Genomic DNA, 18,098 nt, shown 5'->3' on the forward strand with positions numbered 1-18,098 from the left:
ATTATTTTATAACGCGGCATTCTGCCCACTGGCAAGTGTGACCTGACTAACGACTTCATTCACCCGCAACGCCCAATCATCAGCGTAAGCTCTCCCCGCTCAGGAAACAACTGCTCGCTCCTGGTTTTGATAGCCGCCCAACTAACTTAGAAATGTGTACAAAAAAGGCTCGAAACGTTTATCGCGTCTCGAGCCAAGAAATCAAAATTTATTTTTCAAAGTGTTGTTGCCCGGCTGACTTGTTCAACCGGTTCATGTAGGCCGCACCCAATCCTTCGGCTGCGAAGCCTTGGGCTAAGATGCCGGTCACGGGTGATTCCAAATCGTAGTGCCGCAGTCCCGCAAACAAGCGGTGGCTGGCACTGGCCATGTCGGCGCCCAACGAGAAGGCTTCGGTGTTGGCTGGCAATGTTTCGTTAGCCAATGTATGGTCAAGGGCCATAACCCCAATCGTGCCTGGCTGTTGTGCGGCCCAGGCTAAAGCAGCTGGCCAATCGGCTTCGTCATCCACGATGGTGACCTGTGCGTTTGGCGCGTAGTGCTTGTACTTCATCCCTGGGGCCTTGGGAATCTCACCCTTGCCGACCTTGTGATGGTTGGATTGCACCGTGCCGATGACGGCCTCCAGCTGTTCCTCGGTCACGCCACCCGGCCGCAAAATAGTGGGAATGTCCGTGGACATATCCAGCACGGTCGATTCGACCCCGACCTTGGTTGGACCGTCGTCAAGGATACCGGCAATCTTGCCATTCAAGTCGTGATAGACGTGCTTAGCTAAGGTTGGACTGGGCTTACCTGACGTGTTAGCGGATGGTCCCACCAAAGGCACACCAGCGGACTTGATCAGGTCTAGCGTGACCTGGTTCGCGGGATTCCGAAAGGCGGCCGTATTCAAGCCACCCGTGACGGCCTTGGACAAGGCCCCCGGTTGGAGCTTAAAGATCAGCGTCAGTGGACCGGGCCAAAAGGCTTTGATCAATGCCTCAGCCTTGTCTGACAGTGGTTCGGCATACTTTTTGACCGTGTCTTCACCGGTCACGTGCACAATCAAGGGGTTGTCACTCGGACGTCCCTTGGCGATGTAGACCTGTTTAACAGCGGCCTCATTGGTCGCATCGGCTCCTAAGCCGTAGACGGTTTCCGTGGGAAAGGCCACTAACTGCCCCGCCCGAATCGCGGCCGCGGCCTCATCAATTTCGTTTGGTTGAAAAATCTTTGTTTCCATACTGATTTCTACGCTCCCATCCTAAATTCACAATTGCACGCGCACCATCCGGTCGTGACCGTTGATGTCCGCCTTAATGGTTACCGTGGCTTGCGGGTAGGCCGTCGTGAAGATTGCCTTGACGGCCGGTCCCTGTTGATAGCCAATCTCAGCGAAGAACTGGCCATGCGGGACTAAAAAGTCACCGATACTAGCCGCAAATCGTCGGTAAAAGGCCAAGCCGTGGTCCGCCGCAAATAACGCCCCTTGGGGTTCAAACCGTTTCACGGACTCATCCATCTCTGGCAATTCCGAGTGGTCAATGTAGGGAGGATTTGACACGATCACGTCAAACCGTTGCCCACTGACTGGTGCCAACAGGTCGCCCACCGCAAACGTTACCGGGGCCGCCAGCGCTTGTGCATTGGCCCGGGCGACATCGACCGCCGCGGCGGAAATATCCGTCGCCGTCACGGTCCAGTCGGGTTGTTCAGCCTTTAACGACACCGCAATGGCACCGCTCCCGGTTCCCACGTCTAGCAGACGAATGGGTGTCGTCACGGATGCTAAGATCCATTCGACCAGCTCCTCCGTCTCCTGGCGGGGAATCAGTGTGGCCGCAGTCACCTGAAACTCCCGGCCAAAGAACGGTGCGTGACCTAGCACATACTGGGCCGGTTCTCCCGCACAGACACGGTCCACCTGTGCCTGATATGTCGCTAGGAACACTGGAGTAGCCGGTTCACGGTAGTGTTGGACCAGTTCGGTAAAGGACCAGCCTTGCCCCTCTTGTAGTAAATACTGGGCAACGCTGGTCGCTTGGCCGGCCACCGCTAACTGTTGCTCGGCAGCCCGTAACGCCATCAAAATGGTGGTCGTTTTAGCCATTATTCTTTAAATTTTCAAGCTTGGCGGCCTGATCGGACAGAATCAGAGCATCAATGATATCGTCCAATTCTCCGTTCATCACGCGGTCTAACTTGTTTAACGTCAAACCGATACGGTGATCAGTGACCCGGTTTTGCGGGTAGTTGTAGGTCCGGATTCGTTCGGAACGATCCCCGGTCCCCACGGCTGACTTCCGTTCGGCGTTGTAGGCGTCTTCTTCTTGGGTCTTGTAGTAATCGTAGACCCGGGCCCGTAAGATGGTCATGGCCTTGGCGCGGTTTTGCTGTTGTGACCGTTCATCTTGCATGGCAACCACGATACCGGTTGGCAAGTGGGTCATCCGCACGGCAGAAGAGGTCTTGTTAATATGTTGGCCACCGGCACCAGATGACCGGTACACGTCGGTCCGAATATCCTTCGGGTCGATATCGATGTCCACGTCTTCTTCTTCAGGCATGACCCCCACCGTGGCGGTACTGGTGTGGACCCGGCCAGCAGATTCCGTGGCGGGTACCCGTTGAACCCGGTGCGCGCCGTTTTCATACTTCAGCTTGGAATAAACCTTGTCACCGGTGATCATCAGAACGATTTCCTTGAACCCACCAACTTCGGTGGCATTCTCGTCAACGATTTCAATCTTCCAGCCCTGGCGTTCAGCGTACTTGGAGTACATGCTAAAGAGGTCCGCCGCAAATAAACTGGCTTCGTCCCCACCAGCGGCCCCGTGGATTTCCATGATGATGTTCTTGTCATCGTTGGGGTCTTTAGGCAACAGTAAGACTTTGATGTCGTCTTCCAGCTGTTCCTTTTGCGTGGTCAGGTCCTTCAATTCTTCCTTAACCATCGCATCCATGTCGTCGTCGAGCTTTTCACGTAACATTTCATCGTCATCGGCGATTTGTTGGGTCACGTCTTGGTATTGGTGGTATTTGTCCACCGTTTCCCGCAGTTCCCCTTCTTCTTTGGAAAGCTTCATAAATTTTTGCGTATCGGCAATGACTTCAGGGTCACTGATCAATTCGTTCAGCTCGTCGTAACGGTCGGCCACGGCCTGGAGCTTGTCAAACATTTCATCCATTCGATATTAACCTCGTTTCAAATTAGCGTGCGCGTTTAATTGGTGCTGTTGACCGGTTGTTTTGAAAAAACACCGTTGCCTTACCGATATCGTGCGAAACACACATCAGCCAACACCATTTCAGTTTAAATTAAAGTTCCCAGTCATTTCTCGACCAGAACTTACAGTGTACCATAGCTAGCGGTCACTGTAACGGGTTAGTGCTGACCAGGTCGCTACTTTGGCCGGGACTTCCCAATCTGATCCAATGGCGGATTAAAGTAATGGCGCCGACAAACGGGGTAATAGGCCTCGTTACCGCCGATTTGGACCTGTTCGCCCTCGTAGACCGGCTTGTTGTCATGGAACCGCAAGTTCATGATGGCCTTCTTGGTACAGAACCAGCAGATGGTCTTCATTTCCTCAATCTTGTCCGCGTACAGCAAAAGGTACTTAGAACCCTCAAACAGTTCGTTACGGAAATCATTTTTCAGTCCAAACGTCATCACGGGAATGTGCAGCTCATCCACGACCTTGGCCAATTGGAACACGTGGTCCTTGGTCATGAACTGGGCCTCGTCAATCAGTACACAGTTTGCCTGGGCATCCAAGCGTTGAATCTCATCGTACAAGTTCATGTCTTTATAAATTGGGTGCGCCGTGCGCTTGAGCCCAATGCGGCTAGCAACTTGGCCCACCCCGTCACGCGTATCCAAACCACTGGTCATAATGATGACTCGCTTGCCTTGTTCCTCATAGTTATGGGCGACCTTTAAAATTTCAATGGTCTTCCCGCTATTCATTGCGCCGTACCGAAAAAATAGCTGCGCCACGTTACTCCCACCTTTTTGACAGTTTCTATCTATTATAGCCGATTCCCCTAGAAAATTAAACAGTCGTTGTCAGCGCCTCCGGGATGGTTTACTTCGGTGATTCCGTCCCGTTCCCGGCGGCGGATTCAAAGCGCCCTGCTGTGGGGACCGCTTCCAGCCTGAGAAGCGGTCTTCCAGCTCGACTTTGAGCCCCAAGACCGGTCTCAAAGATCGTCCCGTGGTCTAGGTTGGGAAAGAACCCCAACCAAGACCACCGACACAGCTGTCCACTTTGATCCGCCTCTGGTCACTAACACTGACCACGAATGAAAACATCCGCTCGGAGCGACACGCTGTTTAAATTCACGTGGGGTTTTCTGCCTCATATTCTAGTGTCACACACAAGCAACAAGTTGCAACGCAGTATGACCAACACTGTGGTTGCCTGCTCCCCCACCAACTTAGTGGTCGACCCGCAATCTAGAGCCGGAGGAAGCCAGGGCGGAGACGGCTGTGTCGATTCTGTTAGTCGGCGTTTCTTGCCGGCCTACAGAATGGGACAACCTTTGAGACCTGCGCTTCTCAGCAGGGCTTAAAGGTGAGGTGGGAGCCCGCCCTTCGGCGGAAACCGGCCCCACAGCAGGCGCAACCCTGGAAGCCGCAGGCGGCAAATCATCCACAATCCAAATCACCAAGACAATATAACCAGCGCAAATCAACACTGAGGTTGACCGCTCCCTCACCAACTTAGTGGTCGATCCGCAACCTAGAGCCGGAGGAAGCCAGGACGGAGACGGCTGTGTCGGTGGCGTTAGACCGAGTGGGCTTCTCGGCCTTACACCACGGGACGACTTTGGAAACTCGCGACCCTCAGCGAGGTTTCAAAGCGAGGTGGAGGACCGCTCCTCAGACCGGAGCCGTGCCCCACAGCAGGCGTAGCCCTGGAAGCCGCAGGCGGCAAATCACCCGCAACCCCATCACTAAGACAGCATAAAACCGAGCGGCCAACCCCCAGTGTTCCTTGCGTTTTGGGAAAGATGGGGCGTTGGACTCCCCTAAACGCTTAAAAAATGCTAAAATTAAGGCTTGAATATTCAGGAAACCGACATTAAAAAAATCTTGTCGCGATTAAGGAGCGAATTGCATGTCATTCAGAAGCGGCGTTGCCACCTTCGCGGGGAAATCCTCTTACTGGTTTCTCCACACGTTTCTACACGGGGGAAGTTCTCTCCCCGGAAAAATTACGTTAAAGCTCGACCCCAACATTTTACGCACGTTAGGCGCCAAGTATGACGTCATTGTCATCACGGGAACCAACGGGAAAACGTTGACGACGGCATTGACCGTCTCCGTTTTGCACGAAAAGTATCCCGCTATCCTGACGAACCCCACCGGGTCCAACATGGAACAGGGAATCGTCACGACCTTCTTAAACGCTAAGAACCCCAAGACCGGCCGCCCCTTAGCCGTGCTGGAGGTTGACGAGGCGAACGTTATCAAGGTCACGCAATATATTGAGCCTAAAGCCTTTGTCTTCACCAATATTTTCCGGGACCAAATGGACCGCTACGGTGAAATTTACACCACCTATCAAAAGATTTTGGATGGGGTGGCGCTGGCACCTAAAGCAACCATTATTGCCAACGGGGATTCTCCTATTTTTCATTCCAAAGAGTTACCGAACCCGATTGAATATTACGGTTTCGATGACCAGCCCGACACGGACATGAAGGCCAAGCCTAACACGGATGGCGTGCTGTGCCCCAACTGTGAGCACATTTTGCATTATCATTCCCTGACCTACAGTAACCAAGGCAAGTATTTCTGCCCGAACTGTGGGTTCTCCCGGCCAGAGCTGACCTACCGCCTGACCAAATTGGGGGAACAAACGCCGACCTCGTCTAAATTTGAAATCGACGGTCACCCCTTCAAGATTCAAGTTGGTGGGACCTATAACATTTACAACGCGCTGGCAGCCTACGCTGTGGGTCGCTTCATGGGCGTCACCCCTACGCAGATCAGCAACGCGTTCAACGCCAACCAACAGGTCTTCGGTCGCCAAGAAGTCATCGACGTCGATGGCAAGCGGGTCACGATTATCCTGGTCAAGAACCCCGTGGGGCTGGACCAAGTGCTCCATATGATTGGCACCGACACGCATCCGTTCTCCCTGGTTGGGCTGTTAAATGCCAACTACGCCGACGGGATCGATACCAGTTGGATTTGGGACGGCGACTTTGAACAGCTGGCCGACCGCGACATTCCAACGGTGATTACCGGTGGTGAGCGCTACAAGGACATCACGTTCCGGCTGAAGGTCGCGGGGATTCCTGACGACCGGCATATCGTGGAACCGAATTTGGAAAAAGTGGTCGATGAGATCAAGAAGGTCTCGACCGACCGCGTCTACGTACTGGCGACCTATACCGCCATGCTCCAGATGCGCAAGATTTTGGCCGATAAAGGCTACGTCAAGGAGGGACTCGGACTATGAGCTACGAACTAAACGTCGCCCACCTGTACGGCGACCTGATGAACACTTACGGTGACGTCGGGAACATTCTGGCGTTGAACTACTATGCCAAACAAATGGATGTTAGCCTAAACGTTAAGGTCGTTAGTCTGGAAGAGGACTTTAAGTCAGCCGACTACGACCTCGCCTTCTTTGGCGGTGGTCAAGACTTTGAACAGACCATCGTTTCCCAAGATATCCAAACGAAAAAGGCTGAACTGACGAAATTTATCGAATCCGACGGTCCCCTGCTGGCCATCTGTGGCGGTTTCCAACTGCTCGGCCACTACTACATCGGGGCCGACGGCGAAAAGCTGCCCGGTATCGGCGCGCTGGATCACTACACGCTGGCCCAGGACCACAACCGGTTCATCGGCAACATCGTCATCAAAAACCAGGAAACTGGCGAGACCTACCACGGCTTCGAAAACCATCAAGGGTTAACCTATCTGGGGAAGGACGAACGCCCACTGGGCAACGTCGTCTCCGGTAAGGGAAATAACGGTGAGGACGGTACGGAAGGCGCGATTTACAAGAACGTTTATTGCTCCTACTTCCATGGCCCAATTCTGACCCGGAACGGCGACATCGCTAAGCACCTGCTGGTCGCAGCGTTGCAACGGAAATATCCGGACGCTGACTTCAGTCAACAGGCAGCTTTGCCAATTCCCGCAACTTTCTAACTGATTAAATAAAGCGTCCCACCAACATCTATGTGATATGGATGTTGGTGGGACGCTATTTTTGTGGTCTAGTTCATGACGCTATCTTGCAGAGTGGTCCCCACTAAACCAGTTAAAAACTGACAATCATTATCAATCAACGATACGACTAATCTGAGTGACCAGAGGTGGATCAAGGTTTCCTGCTGTGTCGATGTTCTTGGCTGAATTGCCCTTCCTCAGCCTAGAACATGGGCCGACCTGGGAGACTTGTGTTCTTAAGCGAGGCTCCCAGGCGAGGTGGAAGACCGCCTCTCAGGCTGGAACCGGGCCCCATAGCAGGGAACCTTGAATACACCGCCGGGAACGGATAAACCCCTCCCATATTTTCATTTAACGACTAAAATCGCGGGCGTTGTAACGGCTCTTCTCTGCCAAATACGTGCCAATCACCGCGTTGCGTTGGTCCAGGTACGGTTCATTGGGCGCCACCGGATGGACCCGGTTGGTCAGGAAAACCATGGCTTGCTTGGCGGCCTGGTCGATGACCAAGTACGTTCCCGTGAAACCCGAATGCCAGATTACGCGGTGTGGGGTCGGCCACTGGGTTGCGGTCAGTGCCCACCCCAGTGAGCGCCCGGCATGACCGTTGGGCGTCAGGTCATGGGCCAAATGGTTAACCAGCAACGGTGGCAAGACCGCGGCGACCTTTTCCGGTTGAAAATAGGCCTGACAGAATCGGGCTAAGTCGTCCACCGTACTGAATAACCCCGCCGACCCACACCGTCGCTGTAACACGTAGCCTTTAGGGTCGTGGACCTCACCGCGTACGAGCCCGCGTTCAACCGTTTGGGCCGTTGGAATACAGGCCAACGGGTTGGCTGGTGTGAACGTGCTGTGAACCATGCCTAAAGGCGTCAGCACCCGGCGTTGTGCAACCACCTGAATCGGGTCTCCAAGAATCTTTTCAACAATCCAGCCCAGGAAAATATAGTTCACGTCAGCGTACACCATTTGACGATTAAAAGTTGGACCGACGTGCAGTCCCAACAATCCGGCTGTCAGCTCGGGGGCGGCTAATTGATTTCGGTTGGGAATGTAACCCGTGATGCCAGAGGTGTGCGTCAACAGGTGTTGAACCGTGACCCGCGGGTCCTGCCACTCGGGTAGATAGTCGCTGACCCGGTCCGCTAGCCGTAGCCGGCCCTCCGCCAACAGTTGTAAAACCACACTTAGGGTGCCGACCACTTTAGTCAACGAAGCCACGTCATACAGCATGCCCGGCCGCAGTGGCTCGGGAGCGGGCACCAGCGCGGCCTGCCCGTACTGCCCCGTTTCCACCCGGTCGCCGTCGATCAGTGCAAAGCTGACCCCCGGCACCACTTTTTCCTGAACTAGCCGCTGTAGGGCCGCCTTCGTTTGCGTATACGTCATGGACCGCACCTCTCTCTTCTCTACTAGCCTCCATTGTACCCGTTTGGCTTTCGCCTTGGCAAACCAAGATTCGGTTAAGACTTGGACAATCACTGAATAGGCACGGACTTGTGCGCAATCCAAAACAAAAAGTGCCCCACCCGAAATGGGCAGAGCACTAATAATTTCAGTCAAACATCTAATTTACACCAGACACACAGCCCAAGTAAGCAGCCAATGAACACAACCACTCGGCTAACGGGTTAATCGTGTGTCAGCCGCAGGGCTGGGAAAACTGGACCGGTCGTGGAAGTGACCAGAGGCGAGCCAAGGTGCCCGGCTGTGTCGATGGCCTTGGCTGGGGTATTTTCCCAGCCTAGTCCATGGGACAATCTTTGAGACCGCTTCTCAGGCTCAAAGTTGAGGTGGAAGCCCGCCCTTTGGCTGGAACCGGCCCCACAGCAGGGCGCCTTGAGCGCGCCGTCGGGAACGGACGCGACCAGACCTAATCCTCAAAAAAAGTGCCCCACCCATAACGGATAGAGCACTAATAATTTTATTTGGAAATCCAAAACAAACCTAACACCCACCGAGCAAGCGACCAATGAACACAACCACTCGGCTTACGGGTTAGACGTGTGTCAGCCGCAGGGCTGGGAAAACTGGACCGGTCGTGGCAGTGACCAGAGGCGTGCCAAGGTGACCAGCTGTGTCGATGGTCTTAATAGAGTGATTTTCTCTATTTAGAGCATGGGACAACCTTTGAGACCGCTTCTCAGGCTCAAAGTTGAGGTGGAAGCCCGCTCTTCGGCTGGAACCGGCCCCACAGCAGGGCGCCTTGAGCGCGCCGCCGGGAACGGACGCGACCAGGTCCAATTTTCACCAGCCCGGAGGCGCCAACAACGATCAAACCCTAAGCCAAGTCGTTGCCGGTGAATTGACTGTTGTAGAGGTCGGCGTAAAAACCGTCCGCCGCCAGCAAACTGTCGTGATTCCCAGTTTCCACAATGTGCCCATGGTTCATCACCACAATGTTTTCGGCATTCTGAATCGTGGATAATCGGTGAGCAACCACGAAACTAGTCCGCCCAGCCAACAACCGCTTCATCGCGTGTTGAATCAACATTTCCGTCCGGGTATCGACAGAACTCGTGGCTTCATCCAAGATCAAAACATCTGGGTCAGCCACAAAGGCCCGGGCAATCGTTAACAATTGCCGTTGCCCCTGAGAAATGTTGGTGGCGGCTTCGTTCAGAATCGTGTCGTAACCGTCAGGCAACTGCCGAATGAAGGTGTCCGCGTGTGCCGCCTTAGCCGCCGAGTAGACGTCTTCTTCGGTCGCATCTTCCCGACCGTATTTGATATTATCAAAAATCGTTCCGGTAAACAGCCAGGTATCCTGGAGAACCATCGCAAAGTGCCGACGCAAGTCATTCCGCCCAACGGCGTGCGTGTCTTGCCCACGGTACTTGATTTGACCCGCGTCGACGTCGTAGAAGCGTTCCAACAGGTTAATGATGGTCGTCTTCCCGGCACCGGTTGGCCCCACGATGGCAACCATTTCGCCCGCTTTGACCTTCAGATTGAAGTCTTCAATCAAGGGGTTGTCTGGTACGTACTTGAAGGCCACGTTATCAAATTCAATGACGTTGCCTTCACTAGCCGTCTGCTCTGGCAATTTAGCCGTAGCGGTGTCGGTCATGTCGTCTTCGTCCAGCACGGAAAAAATCCGTTCGGCGGAGGCAATCGTGGCCTGAATCGTGTTGGTCAGGTTGGCCATCTGCGTGATGGGTTGGGAGAATTGGTTGGTGTATTGCAGGAAGGCCTGCACGTTCCCCAAACTAACCGTCCCGTTGGCGACCTGAATCCCACCGATAACGGCGACAGCCAGGTAGTCCAGATTCTTCACGAAGTTCATCAAGGGGAAGATCAGACTGGAAACAAATTGTGCCTTCCAAGCCGATTGGTAATACTTCCGGTTGTGTTCTTCGAATTCTTCTTGGGTGGCACCTTCACGGTTAAATGTCTTGACCACGGTATGGCCGGCGTACGTTTCTTCAACTGTGTTGTTTAAGAGCCCCAAGTTCTTCTGTTGACTAGCAAAGAAGCGTTGTGACTTGGGGGCCACGATTCCGACCACTAAGATACTCAGTGGCACGGATACCAGGGCAACCAGCGTCAGCCAGCCACTGATGGTCAGCATCATGTAAAGCACACCGAAGAACGTCAGAAAACTCGTCACCATTTGGGAGAGCGTCTGTTGCAGCGTCCCACCGATGTTATCCATATCGTTGGCCATCCGGGACATTAAGTCCCCGTTGCTATGGGTATCGTAGTAGCTGATTGGCAGACGTTGCATCTTTTCCTTCAGGTCGCGCCGTAAGCGGTAAACGACCTTTTGGGAAATCCAACTCATAATCAGTTGTTGCACGATGCCAAACACTGCGGCACCGGCATACATGATCCCGACGACCAACAGAATGTGGCCAATTTTACCAAAGTCGACGGGGAGGTTGTGAATCGGAATCCCGGCCTTCAGTTCGGCCGTCCCCTTCATCACACCCTTAAACAGTTCCGTCGTGGCTTCACCTAAAATCTTGGGTGTCTTGATTTGCAAGACTACCGAAACGATGGCGAAGACCAAGACAACGAGGATACCGGGGATCCAAGCTTTCATGTAGCGGAACAACCGGATCGTCGTTCCCCAGAATTTTTGTGGCCGCTGTTTCGTTGCGGCACCACGTCCATTACGCATCGACGGTATCCCCCTTCCGCAGTTGTGAATCGAGAATTTCTTGGTAAGTCTCGTTACTTTCTTTCAGCTCGTCATGGGTCCCTTGACCAACGATCTTCCCACCGTCGATAACCAAAATCAAATCGGCATCGGCAACCGTGGAGACCCGTTGGGCAACGATAACGGTTACCCCATTTTGAACCTGTTCATCCTTTCGCAAGTCCTGCCGTAACAGGGAATCCGTCTTGAAGTCCAAGGCGGAGAAGGAATCATCAAAGATGTAGACACTGGCGCGCTTCAAAATGGTCCGCGCAATCACCAGCCGTTGTCGTTGACCACCGGAGAAATTGTCCCCGTTTTGTTCAACGACCCCGTCCAAGCCGCCCTCTTCTTTAATGAAGTCGCTGGCTTGGGCCACGTCTAACGCGTGCCAAATCTGGTCATCCGTCGCATCCGGCATCCCAAAGAGCATGTTGCTCCGCACGGTTCCAGAGAATAGAACGGCCTTTTGTTGCGTGATAGAAATGGCATCGTGCAAGGCCTTTTGGCTCATCGCCGTCAATGCCGTGCCATTCAGCTTAATCTGACCACTTTCGGGATCAAATAACCGCGGAATTAGGTTGACCAGCGTGGATTTACCCGAACCGGTCCCCCCGATAATAGCCACCGTTTGGCCAGCCGTTGCCGTGAAGTTCACATCCGTCAACGCTAATTTTTCAGCGCCGGTGTACCGGAAGTTCACGTGATCAAAGGTCAAGCTGGCTGCGTCGGTGTTCAAATCAAGTGGTTGATCTGCATCGTTGATCTTACTCTTGAGGTCCATGACTTCATTGATCCGTGCCGCAGAGGCTTGTGCCCGAGGGAGAAAAACGAAGACCATGGAAACCATCATAAAGCTAATTAACAGTTGAGTCGCATATGTCATGAAGGCAACTAAGTTACCCACTTCCATGGCTTGGTGGCCAATCAATTGACCCCCATACCAAACGATCCCAATATTGGTTCCACTGACAATCAAGGTGATGACCGGGAACATTAAGGAAACAATCATGAAGACCTTAATCCCAGTCTTGGTGTAGTCCTGGTTGGCCCCTTCAAAGCGGTCCTGTTCAAATTGGTCCTGGTTAAAGGCCCGAATGACCCGCACCCCAGTTAGTCCTTCACGGAAAACCAAGTTGATGCGGTCAATCTTCTTTTGCAGGCTCTTGAACAGCGGCACCGCAAAGTACATGATCAAGCCGGTAAAAAACGCCAAGATTGGCAGCGCCACGAGGAAGACCATGGTCAGCCGGGGACTCTTGACGTACGCCAGGACACCCGCACCAACCAACATGATTGGCGCCATTAGCATCATCCGTAACATTTGGACCATGACGTTTTGAATCTGCACCACGTCGTTGGTCGTCCGGGTAATTAAGGAAGCATTCCCCACCGTTTCAAACTCTTCAGTGGAAGAAAACGTAACTTTCTTAAATAAATCGGTCCGGATTCGTTGACCCATTCTTTGTGACTGGGTCGACGCATAGTAAACGTTCCCGGCAGCACCTAACACCCCAATAAAACTCAAGAGGAGCATTTGCCCACCAGTCCGCCAGATGTAGCCGATATCGTTGTTGGCGATTCCTTTATCGATGATGTCCGAAGTCAACGTCGGTAAGGAAAGGTCACAGGCAACTTGTATAATCATAAACCCAACAGCAAGGGCTACTGCCCACCAGTCCAAGTGTTTTCGGGCAAGTCGCATCATAGGAAATTTGGCCTTCTTTCTTCTAAGGTTACTCTATAAAACATCAAAATTGCATATGCGATAATTATACTCGCCTGAAATAGGTTTGCAATAAATGATTTTCGCAAATTTTAACTGGTCGGAAACCACTGGTGTTCCCTGAGTGACGGTAGTTAAGCCCTCACCGCCCCCACCTTTTACCAAGTTACTGCCCACCATCCGCGACCACGGTAAGTTCAGTATGGGAAATTAAAATTTTTATTGTCGCTCAATCATCATTTTTATAGAAAGCTCGTATCCGCTTTCATTCACGTCCTAGCAAACTTTTGCTCGATTGTCGTCGCTCGGATTGCCGAGAAAAGCCCCTTCTGACAAGCGTTTGAGACTGGCAAACGTCGCAGAATTTGTTACAATGGGGTCACCGAAGGGAGAAAGATAATGGCGAGCAACTCAGATTCAATCTATAACGTCCTAACCTTTATCCATCGCCACCAAGACCGGGTGCGCTTTATCCAGCAGCGCAACAGCAACGTCATCGCGATTGGCGTGCCGGACACGGTTTCCGTGGCCAATCCAGAGCTCTACTTCCCCGTTGGCCACCTGCTGGTCAACCGGATGGACGATGACTTCTTGGCAATGAACGGCGACCTCCTCAACGACTTCTTCGAGCGGACCCGCAGTTCTAAACTAGACTATCGGGAAGTCTGGATCACGACCAGCCACATTCCGGCTGAGCAGACGTATTTGGTGGAGATGTCATTTGAATAACGCACGTATTGAAAAACGGACGACCAGCTGGTCATCCGTTTTTGTTTTGTCTTCATTGGGCTAAACGTGTGTAGTCCGCGCCTCCGTGCTGGTGACACGGGTTTAGCCCATAATGCCATTCGTCATTTTCTGTTATCGTTATGACATTATCTGTTAATTAGTTGCGACGCTATTTAGTCAGTCTGAGTGTGGCTAAGACGAGTGAAATGGGCTGCGGTCTCAAAGTTTTCCCATGGACTAAGCCGGCCATCTTGGCTCGCCTCTGGTCACTTCCACGACCGGCCCAATTTTCCCAGCCCTGCGGCTGACACGCGTTTAACCCGTCATGCCATCATTCTTTCTGTTATCGTCATAACACTGTTTGTTAATTAGTTGTGACGCTCTAATCACCTTTTACTGTCATTATCCGCAATTAAACTGAATGATTCAATATTCAACCATCACAGGGTGAGTGCACTCAGCTAATATGAGTGTAGCCGGAGGCAGTCAGGAAGGCCCACCTGTGTCGGTGCTGTTGGTCGGGAGTTTTTACCCGGCCTTACAGCACGGGACGTGGGTGAGACTTGTGCTTTTCAAGGCTCACCCACGAGGTCGAAGACCGCTCTTTGGCTTCAACCGTTCCCCACAGGTGGGCCTTCCTGAACTGCCGCAGGCGCAACGCACACATAAACTAGCTAAATAACGCATGGGAAGCCCAGAGGCCGCCACCGACGACCAGAACCGCGACGATGAAGAAACGGAACAGGGCCGCAAAGGCTACCAGGACAATGGCGCCGATAATTAACGTTCCCACGATACCTAATAACCAGCCGGCCAAACCGAAGACCAGTCGTAAGACGGGAAATAGTAGTAACAATAGTAATAGTAAAAAGATCACGATGATCGCTCCATTCTGCCCGGGAAACCCCGGTTAAATCGTATTCTACACGATTTTATTTGGGTTCGCATGGATTTGATATTTAAATATTTGTAAAGGACCCTAACCGCTACCAAACCAAAAACGCCCCTACCTATTGTAGAGACGCTCGCTTATCTGAATTCGTTAACCAATGGTAATCTGTTGCCGACCATTCTTCTTAGAATGGTACAGGTTGGCATCGACTCGCTTGTAAAAGTCCAACGGGTTATGGTCACCTTCGTGTAGTACGGAAACCCCAACGGAAATGGTTACCTGTAAAATTTCTTCGTTATATGGAATTTTAAGCGCCTTGACCGCGTCAAACGCTGCCTCGGCCACCGGTCGGCTCCGATTGATGTCGTAGCCTGGCAAGAGGATATTAAATTCCTCGCCCCCGGTCCGGTAGAGAATAATCTCCGGATTGATGCTCTTAATCGTGCTGGCCACGGTGCTGGCCACCTGCTTCAAGACTTCATCACCGGCTAAATGCCCGTAGGTATCGTTCACCCGTTTAAAATGATCGATATCAAACATGACCATCGCCAAATTTTTCTTGTGGGCAACACTTTGGTGGAAGTGGTACCCAATCGCGTGGTCATATGCCGCGTAATTCTGAACATGCGTTAGTGCATCCCAATTGGCGGACTGGAACAGCCGATCCTTGATACGACGGTCCTTGTCCTGAATCCGGAAGTACCCGTACATTAATGACGCTAGTACGGCGTAATCCGCAATTTCAATCCAATACGTGCCCCATGGAAGATGGAACCGGAATTTAACAAATAACCACAATGCCATCCCAAAGCCCAATGCCACTGTAATGTAGCGGGTATACGGTGCACGCCACAGATGGGTACTTTGTTGGTAGGAAATCATGTAGAAAAAGACAAACAGGAACGTGTATCCCCAAGAAAGGATGGCGGTCACATTACCATTCATCAACATGAACCCGACCCCCGCCAGCAAGATTAGCCAGTTAGGAATTTTTAATTGTAGGAAGTACGCGACGAAGATTAGCAGTAGGAGTTGGAAATTGGTGAACGTCCACGACAGGTGAGTGTCCCGCACAATCAGCTGTAGGGCAAAGACGGAGACCACCGCACAGGTCGTCCCCAACAGCACCTGAACCCGTTTTAAGTTATAGGGCTTACTGCTCGACTCCACCTTGGCAGTCACCCAGGTGAAGATGGACCAGTAGAGAGTGATGATTCCCAAGACAAAGAAAATACTAGTAATGATCGGCGGCACTAGCCACATAGTCCATGACATGGAATCAGTCTCCTTGTTTTCAATGAATTAACTGGCAACCAAGCCAGCCTCTGCTGATAAATTATCTTACGCTTAAGTATAACGCAATAATTTATTCATAGCACCCACTATAGAACATTTTATATAATAAATCCATAGGGCTTTATATAAATAAATATATCACGGGTTGAACGATTAGCGGTTTTTGTAGTCAGCCCCTATCGGTTAATTTTGTAAATCGCCCCTATCCGTTTTCGTCAAAATAAAGTATGATAGGAGCAGACACTTTGGAAGGAGGACCTTAGCACTATGTACCGTTATTTTCTTCAACCACAGCTAGATGTTTCCAACAATTCGTTAATTGGTTACGAATTATTGATTCGCCAACAGGTCGATGACAAATGGGTCCTACCCAAAGACTTCGAATCCATTCCCATCGACATTCAGGCCGACTTGATGAAACGAACCGCGCAAAAATTGCGGCTTAAGATTGGCTCCGTTTCATTTAATGTCAATCAGCGCCAATTCATCGATTGCACGATTGCTAAAGCCATTGTCGCTGCCCAACAACAAATCTACCCCGTGAACTTGATTCTCGAAGTGACCGAGGAAGAGACTGACAAGGCCGTTTCCAATGAACAACTGATCGAGCAAGTTCACTTTTTCAATGACCACGCCATTCAACTGAGTCTGGACGACATCAGTACCGGGGTCAACTCCTACGAGCATTTGAAGCCAGTCCTCCCCTACGCCAGTGAGATTAAATTTGCCATGCAAAATTTCCGGGCAGAGGGCCGTGCCGATGAAATTCCAGAACACTTAAAATTTTGGAAGAAGATTGCCCAAGAGTATAAGCTCCGGCTCATTCTTGAAGGTGTGGAAAACGCCGAGGAAGACGAAATGGCTAACGACCTAGAACTGGACCTGCGTCAAGGCTGGTACTACGGCAAGCCTCATTTATTTAAGCTATAATTTTTGGATCACGATATTATTTATTTTACAGGCGATTGAAGGTTGCTGTTTAGGCCCTTTGATGGTCTTTTTATTTGGTTTCCTAACCAGGAGCCACTATTCCAGTGATTTCTGTGATTTGGGGTATACTCTTTGTAATGTTTAGTAGCGTTTGGCTTATTGGCTGAAAATGGCATTCTGCTCATAGCGATGAGGAGGTCTTTATATGTTACCTATTGTAGCTGAGTACGCAATTCTAATATTTTCAATTTTGTTGGGGATTGCAACATTAGCAAACTTTAAGGCGTATGTCAGTGGTAATAGCTGGTTGAAGGTGTCCGGAGCTTTGAATTTGCTCAGCCCATTACTTATTGCTGTATTTCTTTTTCTAGGCACTTCAACGGAAATTAAAATTGCTGTCACTTGTGCCGCTATTATTCTTATCGGTGCTGCCATTATGCATGGAATTGCAATTAATAATTTCCATTTAAAACACCACATCATTAGAATAACTATTTTCTGTTTAATGTTGTTATTGGTTTGGGTATAGGGAGAGATTTTTACGCAAGCTAGAAGAATAATTTAGCTACCCTATTGCCGCCCTGTATAGTTCTAGCCTCTTGTCCACGAAAGTGTGATTCAAAACGGTGCAAGCAGGAAAGTTGCCCGGCGTTTCGGTTGTCTGAAAAGTGACTACGTTTCTGACTACAAAAAGTGGTTCCGGTTTTGGTTCCGGTTTGGTTCCGGTTTGGCTCCGGTTTTGTGGTTATCCACAGAAACCAATGCAAAGCCCAATGTACTAAAAAAGCCGCCATATCAACCCCCGTGAGGTCTAATAGCGACTAATGCAAAACTACTATTGGGTATACTGGGTTCAAACCAGATACACATAGGAATCGCTTAACACCAGCATTTACAGGCGGTAATAACTGCTTAAATTAACCCGTGGTGCACTTGGTGGTGCACTTTACCTCTATATTATATAAATAACACCCGTTGGCGGGCACTAAGAAAGTCATTCTTACTGGGGATGGCTTTTTAGTTTGTAACCATATTATCTCATGCTAGGCTATGATTAGGTATGATGTCTAGCAGGCTCGCTTATCACACGAAACGTGTTGTTTTAACACGAATCGTGATATAATGATTCTGCAAAGAATACTTGAACAATACGTTCACCAAAGCCCCTGACTATTTGTGGTAGTCAAGGGCTTTTTTATACGTC

The 18,098-nt window shown here is 51.1% G+C and carries 14 protein-coding genes; 5 read left to right on the plus strand and 9 right to left on the minus strand.

What is annotated here, in order from left to right:
- Window positions 1–208: 208 nt before the first annotated feature.
- The 4 genes from JUF22_RS10450 to JUF22_RS10465 form a co-directional block, all read right to left on the minus strand.
- Window positions 209–1,225, minus strand: a complete 1,017-nt coding sequence (locus JUF22_RS10450) for an L-threonylcarbamoyladenylate synthase (RefSeq protein WP_203646136.1) — start codon at window positions 1,223–1,225, stop codon at window positions 209–211.
- Between the two features lie 27 nt (window positions 1,226–1,252).
- Window positions 1,253–2,092, minus strand: a complete 840-nt coding sequence (gene prmC, locus JUF22_RS10455) for a peptide chain release factor N(5)-glutamine methyltransferase (RefSeq protein WP_203646137.1) — start codon at window positions 2,090–2,092, stop codon at window positions 1,253–1,255.
- Window positions 2,085–3,170 (minus strand): peptide chain release factor 1, encoded by a 1,086-nt coding sequence (gene prfA, locus JUF22_RS10460; RefSeq protein WP_203639846.1) that lies wholly within the window; start codon window positions 3,168–3,170, stop codon window positions 2,085–2,087. Before prfA ends, prmC begins: the two co-directional genes overlap by 8 nt.
- A gap of 215 nt (window positions 3,171–3,385) precedes the next feature.
- Entirely contained in the window at window positions 3,386–3,982 is a 597-nt protein-coding gene (locus tag JUF22_RS10465) for a thymidine kinase (protein WP_203646138.1), read from the minus strand.
- 1,123 nt (window positions 3,983–5,105) lie between these two features.
- On the opposite strand from JUF22_RS10465, the gene JUF22_RS10470 reads away from it, so the two are divergent.
- Together JUF22_RS10470 and JUF22_RS10475 are read left to right on the plus strand one after the other, a co-directional pair.
- On the plus strand, window positions 5,106–6,455 hold the full coding sequence (locus tag JUF22_RS10470; protein WP_203646139.1) for a Mur ligase family protein: 1,350 nt from the start codon (window positions 5,106–5,108) through the stop codon (window positions 6,453–6,455).
- Window positions 6,452–7,156, plus strand: coding sequence for a type 1 glutamine amidotransferase (locus tag JUF22_RS10475; protein WP_203646140.1), 705 nt, complete (start codon window positions 6,452–6,454; stop codon window positions 7,154–7,156). The genes JUF22_RS10470 and JUF22_RS10475 overlap by 4 nt, the downstream gene beginning before the upstream one ends.
- Window positions 7,157–7,528: 372 nt before the next feature.
- On the opposite strand, the gene JUF22_RS10480 is transcribed toward JUF22_RS10475, so the two are convergent.
- The 3 genes from JUF22_RS10480 to JUF22_RS10490 form a co-directional block, all read right to left on the minus strand.
- Window positions 7,529–8,569, minus strand: coding sequence for a serine hydrolase domain-containing protein (locus tag JUF22_RS10480; RefSeq protein ID WP_203646141.1), 1,041 nt, complete (start codon window positions 8,567–8,569; stop codon window positions 7,529–7,531).
- Between the two features lie 892 nt (window positions 8,570–9,461).
- Window positions 9,462–11,303, minus strand: coding sequence for an ABC transporter ATP-binding protein (locus JUF22_RS10485; protein ID WP_203646142.1), 1,842 nt, complete (start codon window positions 11,301–11,303; stop codon window positions 9,462–9,464).
- Entirely contained in the window at window positions 11,296–13,029 is a 1,734-nt protein-coding gene (locus tag JUF22_RS10490; RefSeq protein ID WP_203646143.1) for an ABC transporter ATP-binding protein, read from the minus strand. The genes JUF22_RS10485 and JUF22_RS10490 overlap by 8 nt, the downstream gene beginning before the upstream one ends.
- Window positions 13,030–13,446: 417 nt before the next feature.
- On the opposite strand from JUF22_RS10490, the gene JUF22_RS10495 reads away from it, so the two are divergent.
- Entirely contained in the window at window positions 13,447–13,776 is a 330-nt protein-coding gene (locus JUF22_RS10495; protein ID WP_125766197.1) for a hypothetical protein, read from the plus strand.
- 670 nt (window positions 13,777–14,446) lie between these two features.
- On the opposite strand, the gene JUF22_RS10500 is transcribed toward JUF22_RS10495, so the two are convergent.
- Both JUF22_RS10500 and JUF22_RS10505 read right to left on the minus strand, forming a co-directional pair.
- Window positions 14,447–14,632 carry a hypothetical protein gene (locus tag JUF22_RS10500; protein WP_236000766.1) on the minus strand — a complete coding sequence of 62 codons (186 nt, stop codon included), beginning with the start codon at window positions 14,630–14,632 and terminating at the stop codon, window positions 14,447–14,449.
- A 186-nt stretch (window positions 14,633–14,818) separates the two neighbouring features.
- Window positions 14,819–15,943, minus strand: coding sequence for a GGDEF domain-containing protein (locus JUF22_RS10505; protein WP_203646145.1), 1,125 nt, complete (start codon window positions 15,941–15,943; stop codon window positions 14,819–14,821).
- A gap of 288 nt (window positions 15,944–16,231) precedes the next feature.
- Between JUF22_RS10505 and JUF22_RS10510 the strand changes: the two genes are divergently transcribed.
- Window positions 16,232–16,894, plus strand: a complete 663-nt coding sequence (locus tag JUF22_RS10510) for an EAL domain-containing protein (protein WP_203646146.1) — start codon at window positions 16,232–16,234, stop codon at window positions 16,892–16,894.
- Between the two features lie 205 nt (window positions 16,895–17,099).
- Complete coding sequence (locus tag JUF22_RS10515; protein ID WP_203646147.1) at window positions 17,100–17,423, plus strand: hypothetical protein; 324 nt, start codon at window positions 17,100–17,102, stop codon at window positions 17,421–17,423.
- Window positions 17,424–18,098 lie beyond the last annotated feature (675 nt).

Origin of the sequence: Levilactobacillus lanxiensis (genome assembly GCF_016861655.1) — a bacterium.
In the GTDB taxonomy this organism is placed as follows: domain Bacteria; phylum Bacillota; class Bacilli; order Lactobacillales; family Lactobacillaceae; genus Levilactobacillus; species Levilactobacillus lanxiensis.

What these genes read in the sequence shown, in the direction of transcription:
- JUF22_RS10495 (WP_125766197.1), top strand. Translation starts at nt 13,447, where the DNA reads ATGGCGAGCAACTCAGATTCAATCTATAACGTCCTAACCTTTATCCAT.
- prmC (WP_203646137.1), bottom strand. Translation starts at nt 2,092, where the DNA reads ATGGCTAAAACGACCACCATTTTGATGGCGTTACGGGCTGCCGAGCAA.
- JUF22_RS10480 (WP_203646141.1), bottom strand. Translation starts at nt 8,569, where the DNA reads ATGACGTATACGCAAACGAAGGCGGCCCTACAGCGGCTAGTTCAGGAA.
- prfA (WP_203639846.1), bottom strand. Translation starts at nt 3,170, where the DNA reads ATGGATGAAATGTTTGACAAGCTCCAGGCCGTGGCCGACCGTTACGAC.
- JUF22_RS10510 (WP_203646146.1), top strand. Translation starts at nt 16,232, where the DNA reads ATGTACCGTTATTTTCTTCAACCACAGCTAGATGTTTCCAACAATTCG.
- JUF22_RS10475 (WP_203646140.1), top strand. Translation starts at nt 6,452, where the DNA reads ATGAGCTACGAACTAAACGTCGCCCACCTGTACGGCGACCTGATGAAC.
- JUF22_RS10490 (WP_203646143.1), bottom strand. Translation starts at nt 13,029, where the DNA reads ATGATGCGACTTGCCCGAAAACACTTGGACTGGTGGGCAGTAGCCCTT.
- JUF22_RS10450 (WP_203646136.1), bottom strand. Translation starts at nt 1,225, where the DNA reads ATGGAAACAAAGATTTTTCAACCAAACGAAATTGATGAGGCCGCGGCC.
- JUF22_RS10515 (WP_203646147.1), top strand. Translation starts at nt 17,100, where the DNA reads ATGTTACCTATTGTAGCTGAGTACGCAATTCTAATATTTTCAATTTTG.
- JUF22_RS10485 (WP_203646142.1), bottom strand. Translation starts at nt 11,303, where the DNA reads ATGCGTAATGGACGTGGTGCCGCAACGAAACAGCGGCCACAAAAATTC.
- JUF22_RS10505 (WP_203646145.1), bottom strand. Translation starts at nt 15,943, where the DNA reads ATGTCATGGACTATGTGGCTAGTGCCGCCGATCATTACTAGTATTTTC.
- JUF22_RS10470 (WP_203646139.1), top strand. Translation starts at nt 5,106, where the DNA reads ATGTCATTCAGAAGCGGCGTTGCCACCTTCGCGGGGAAATCCTCTTAC.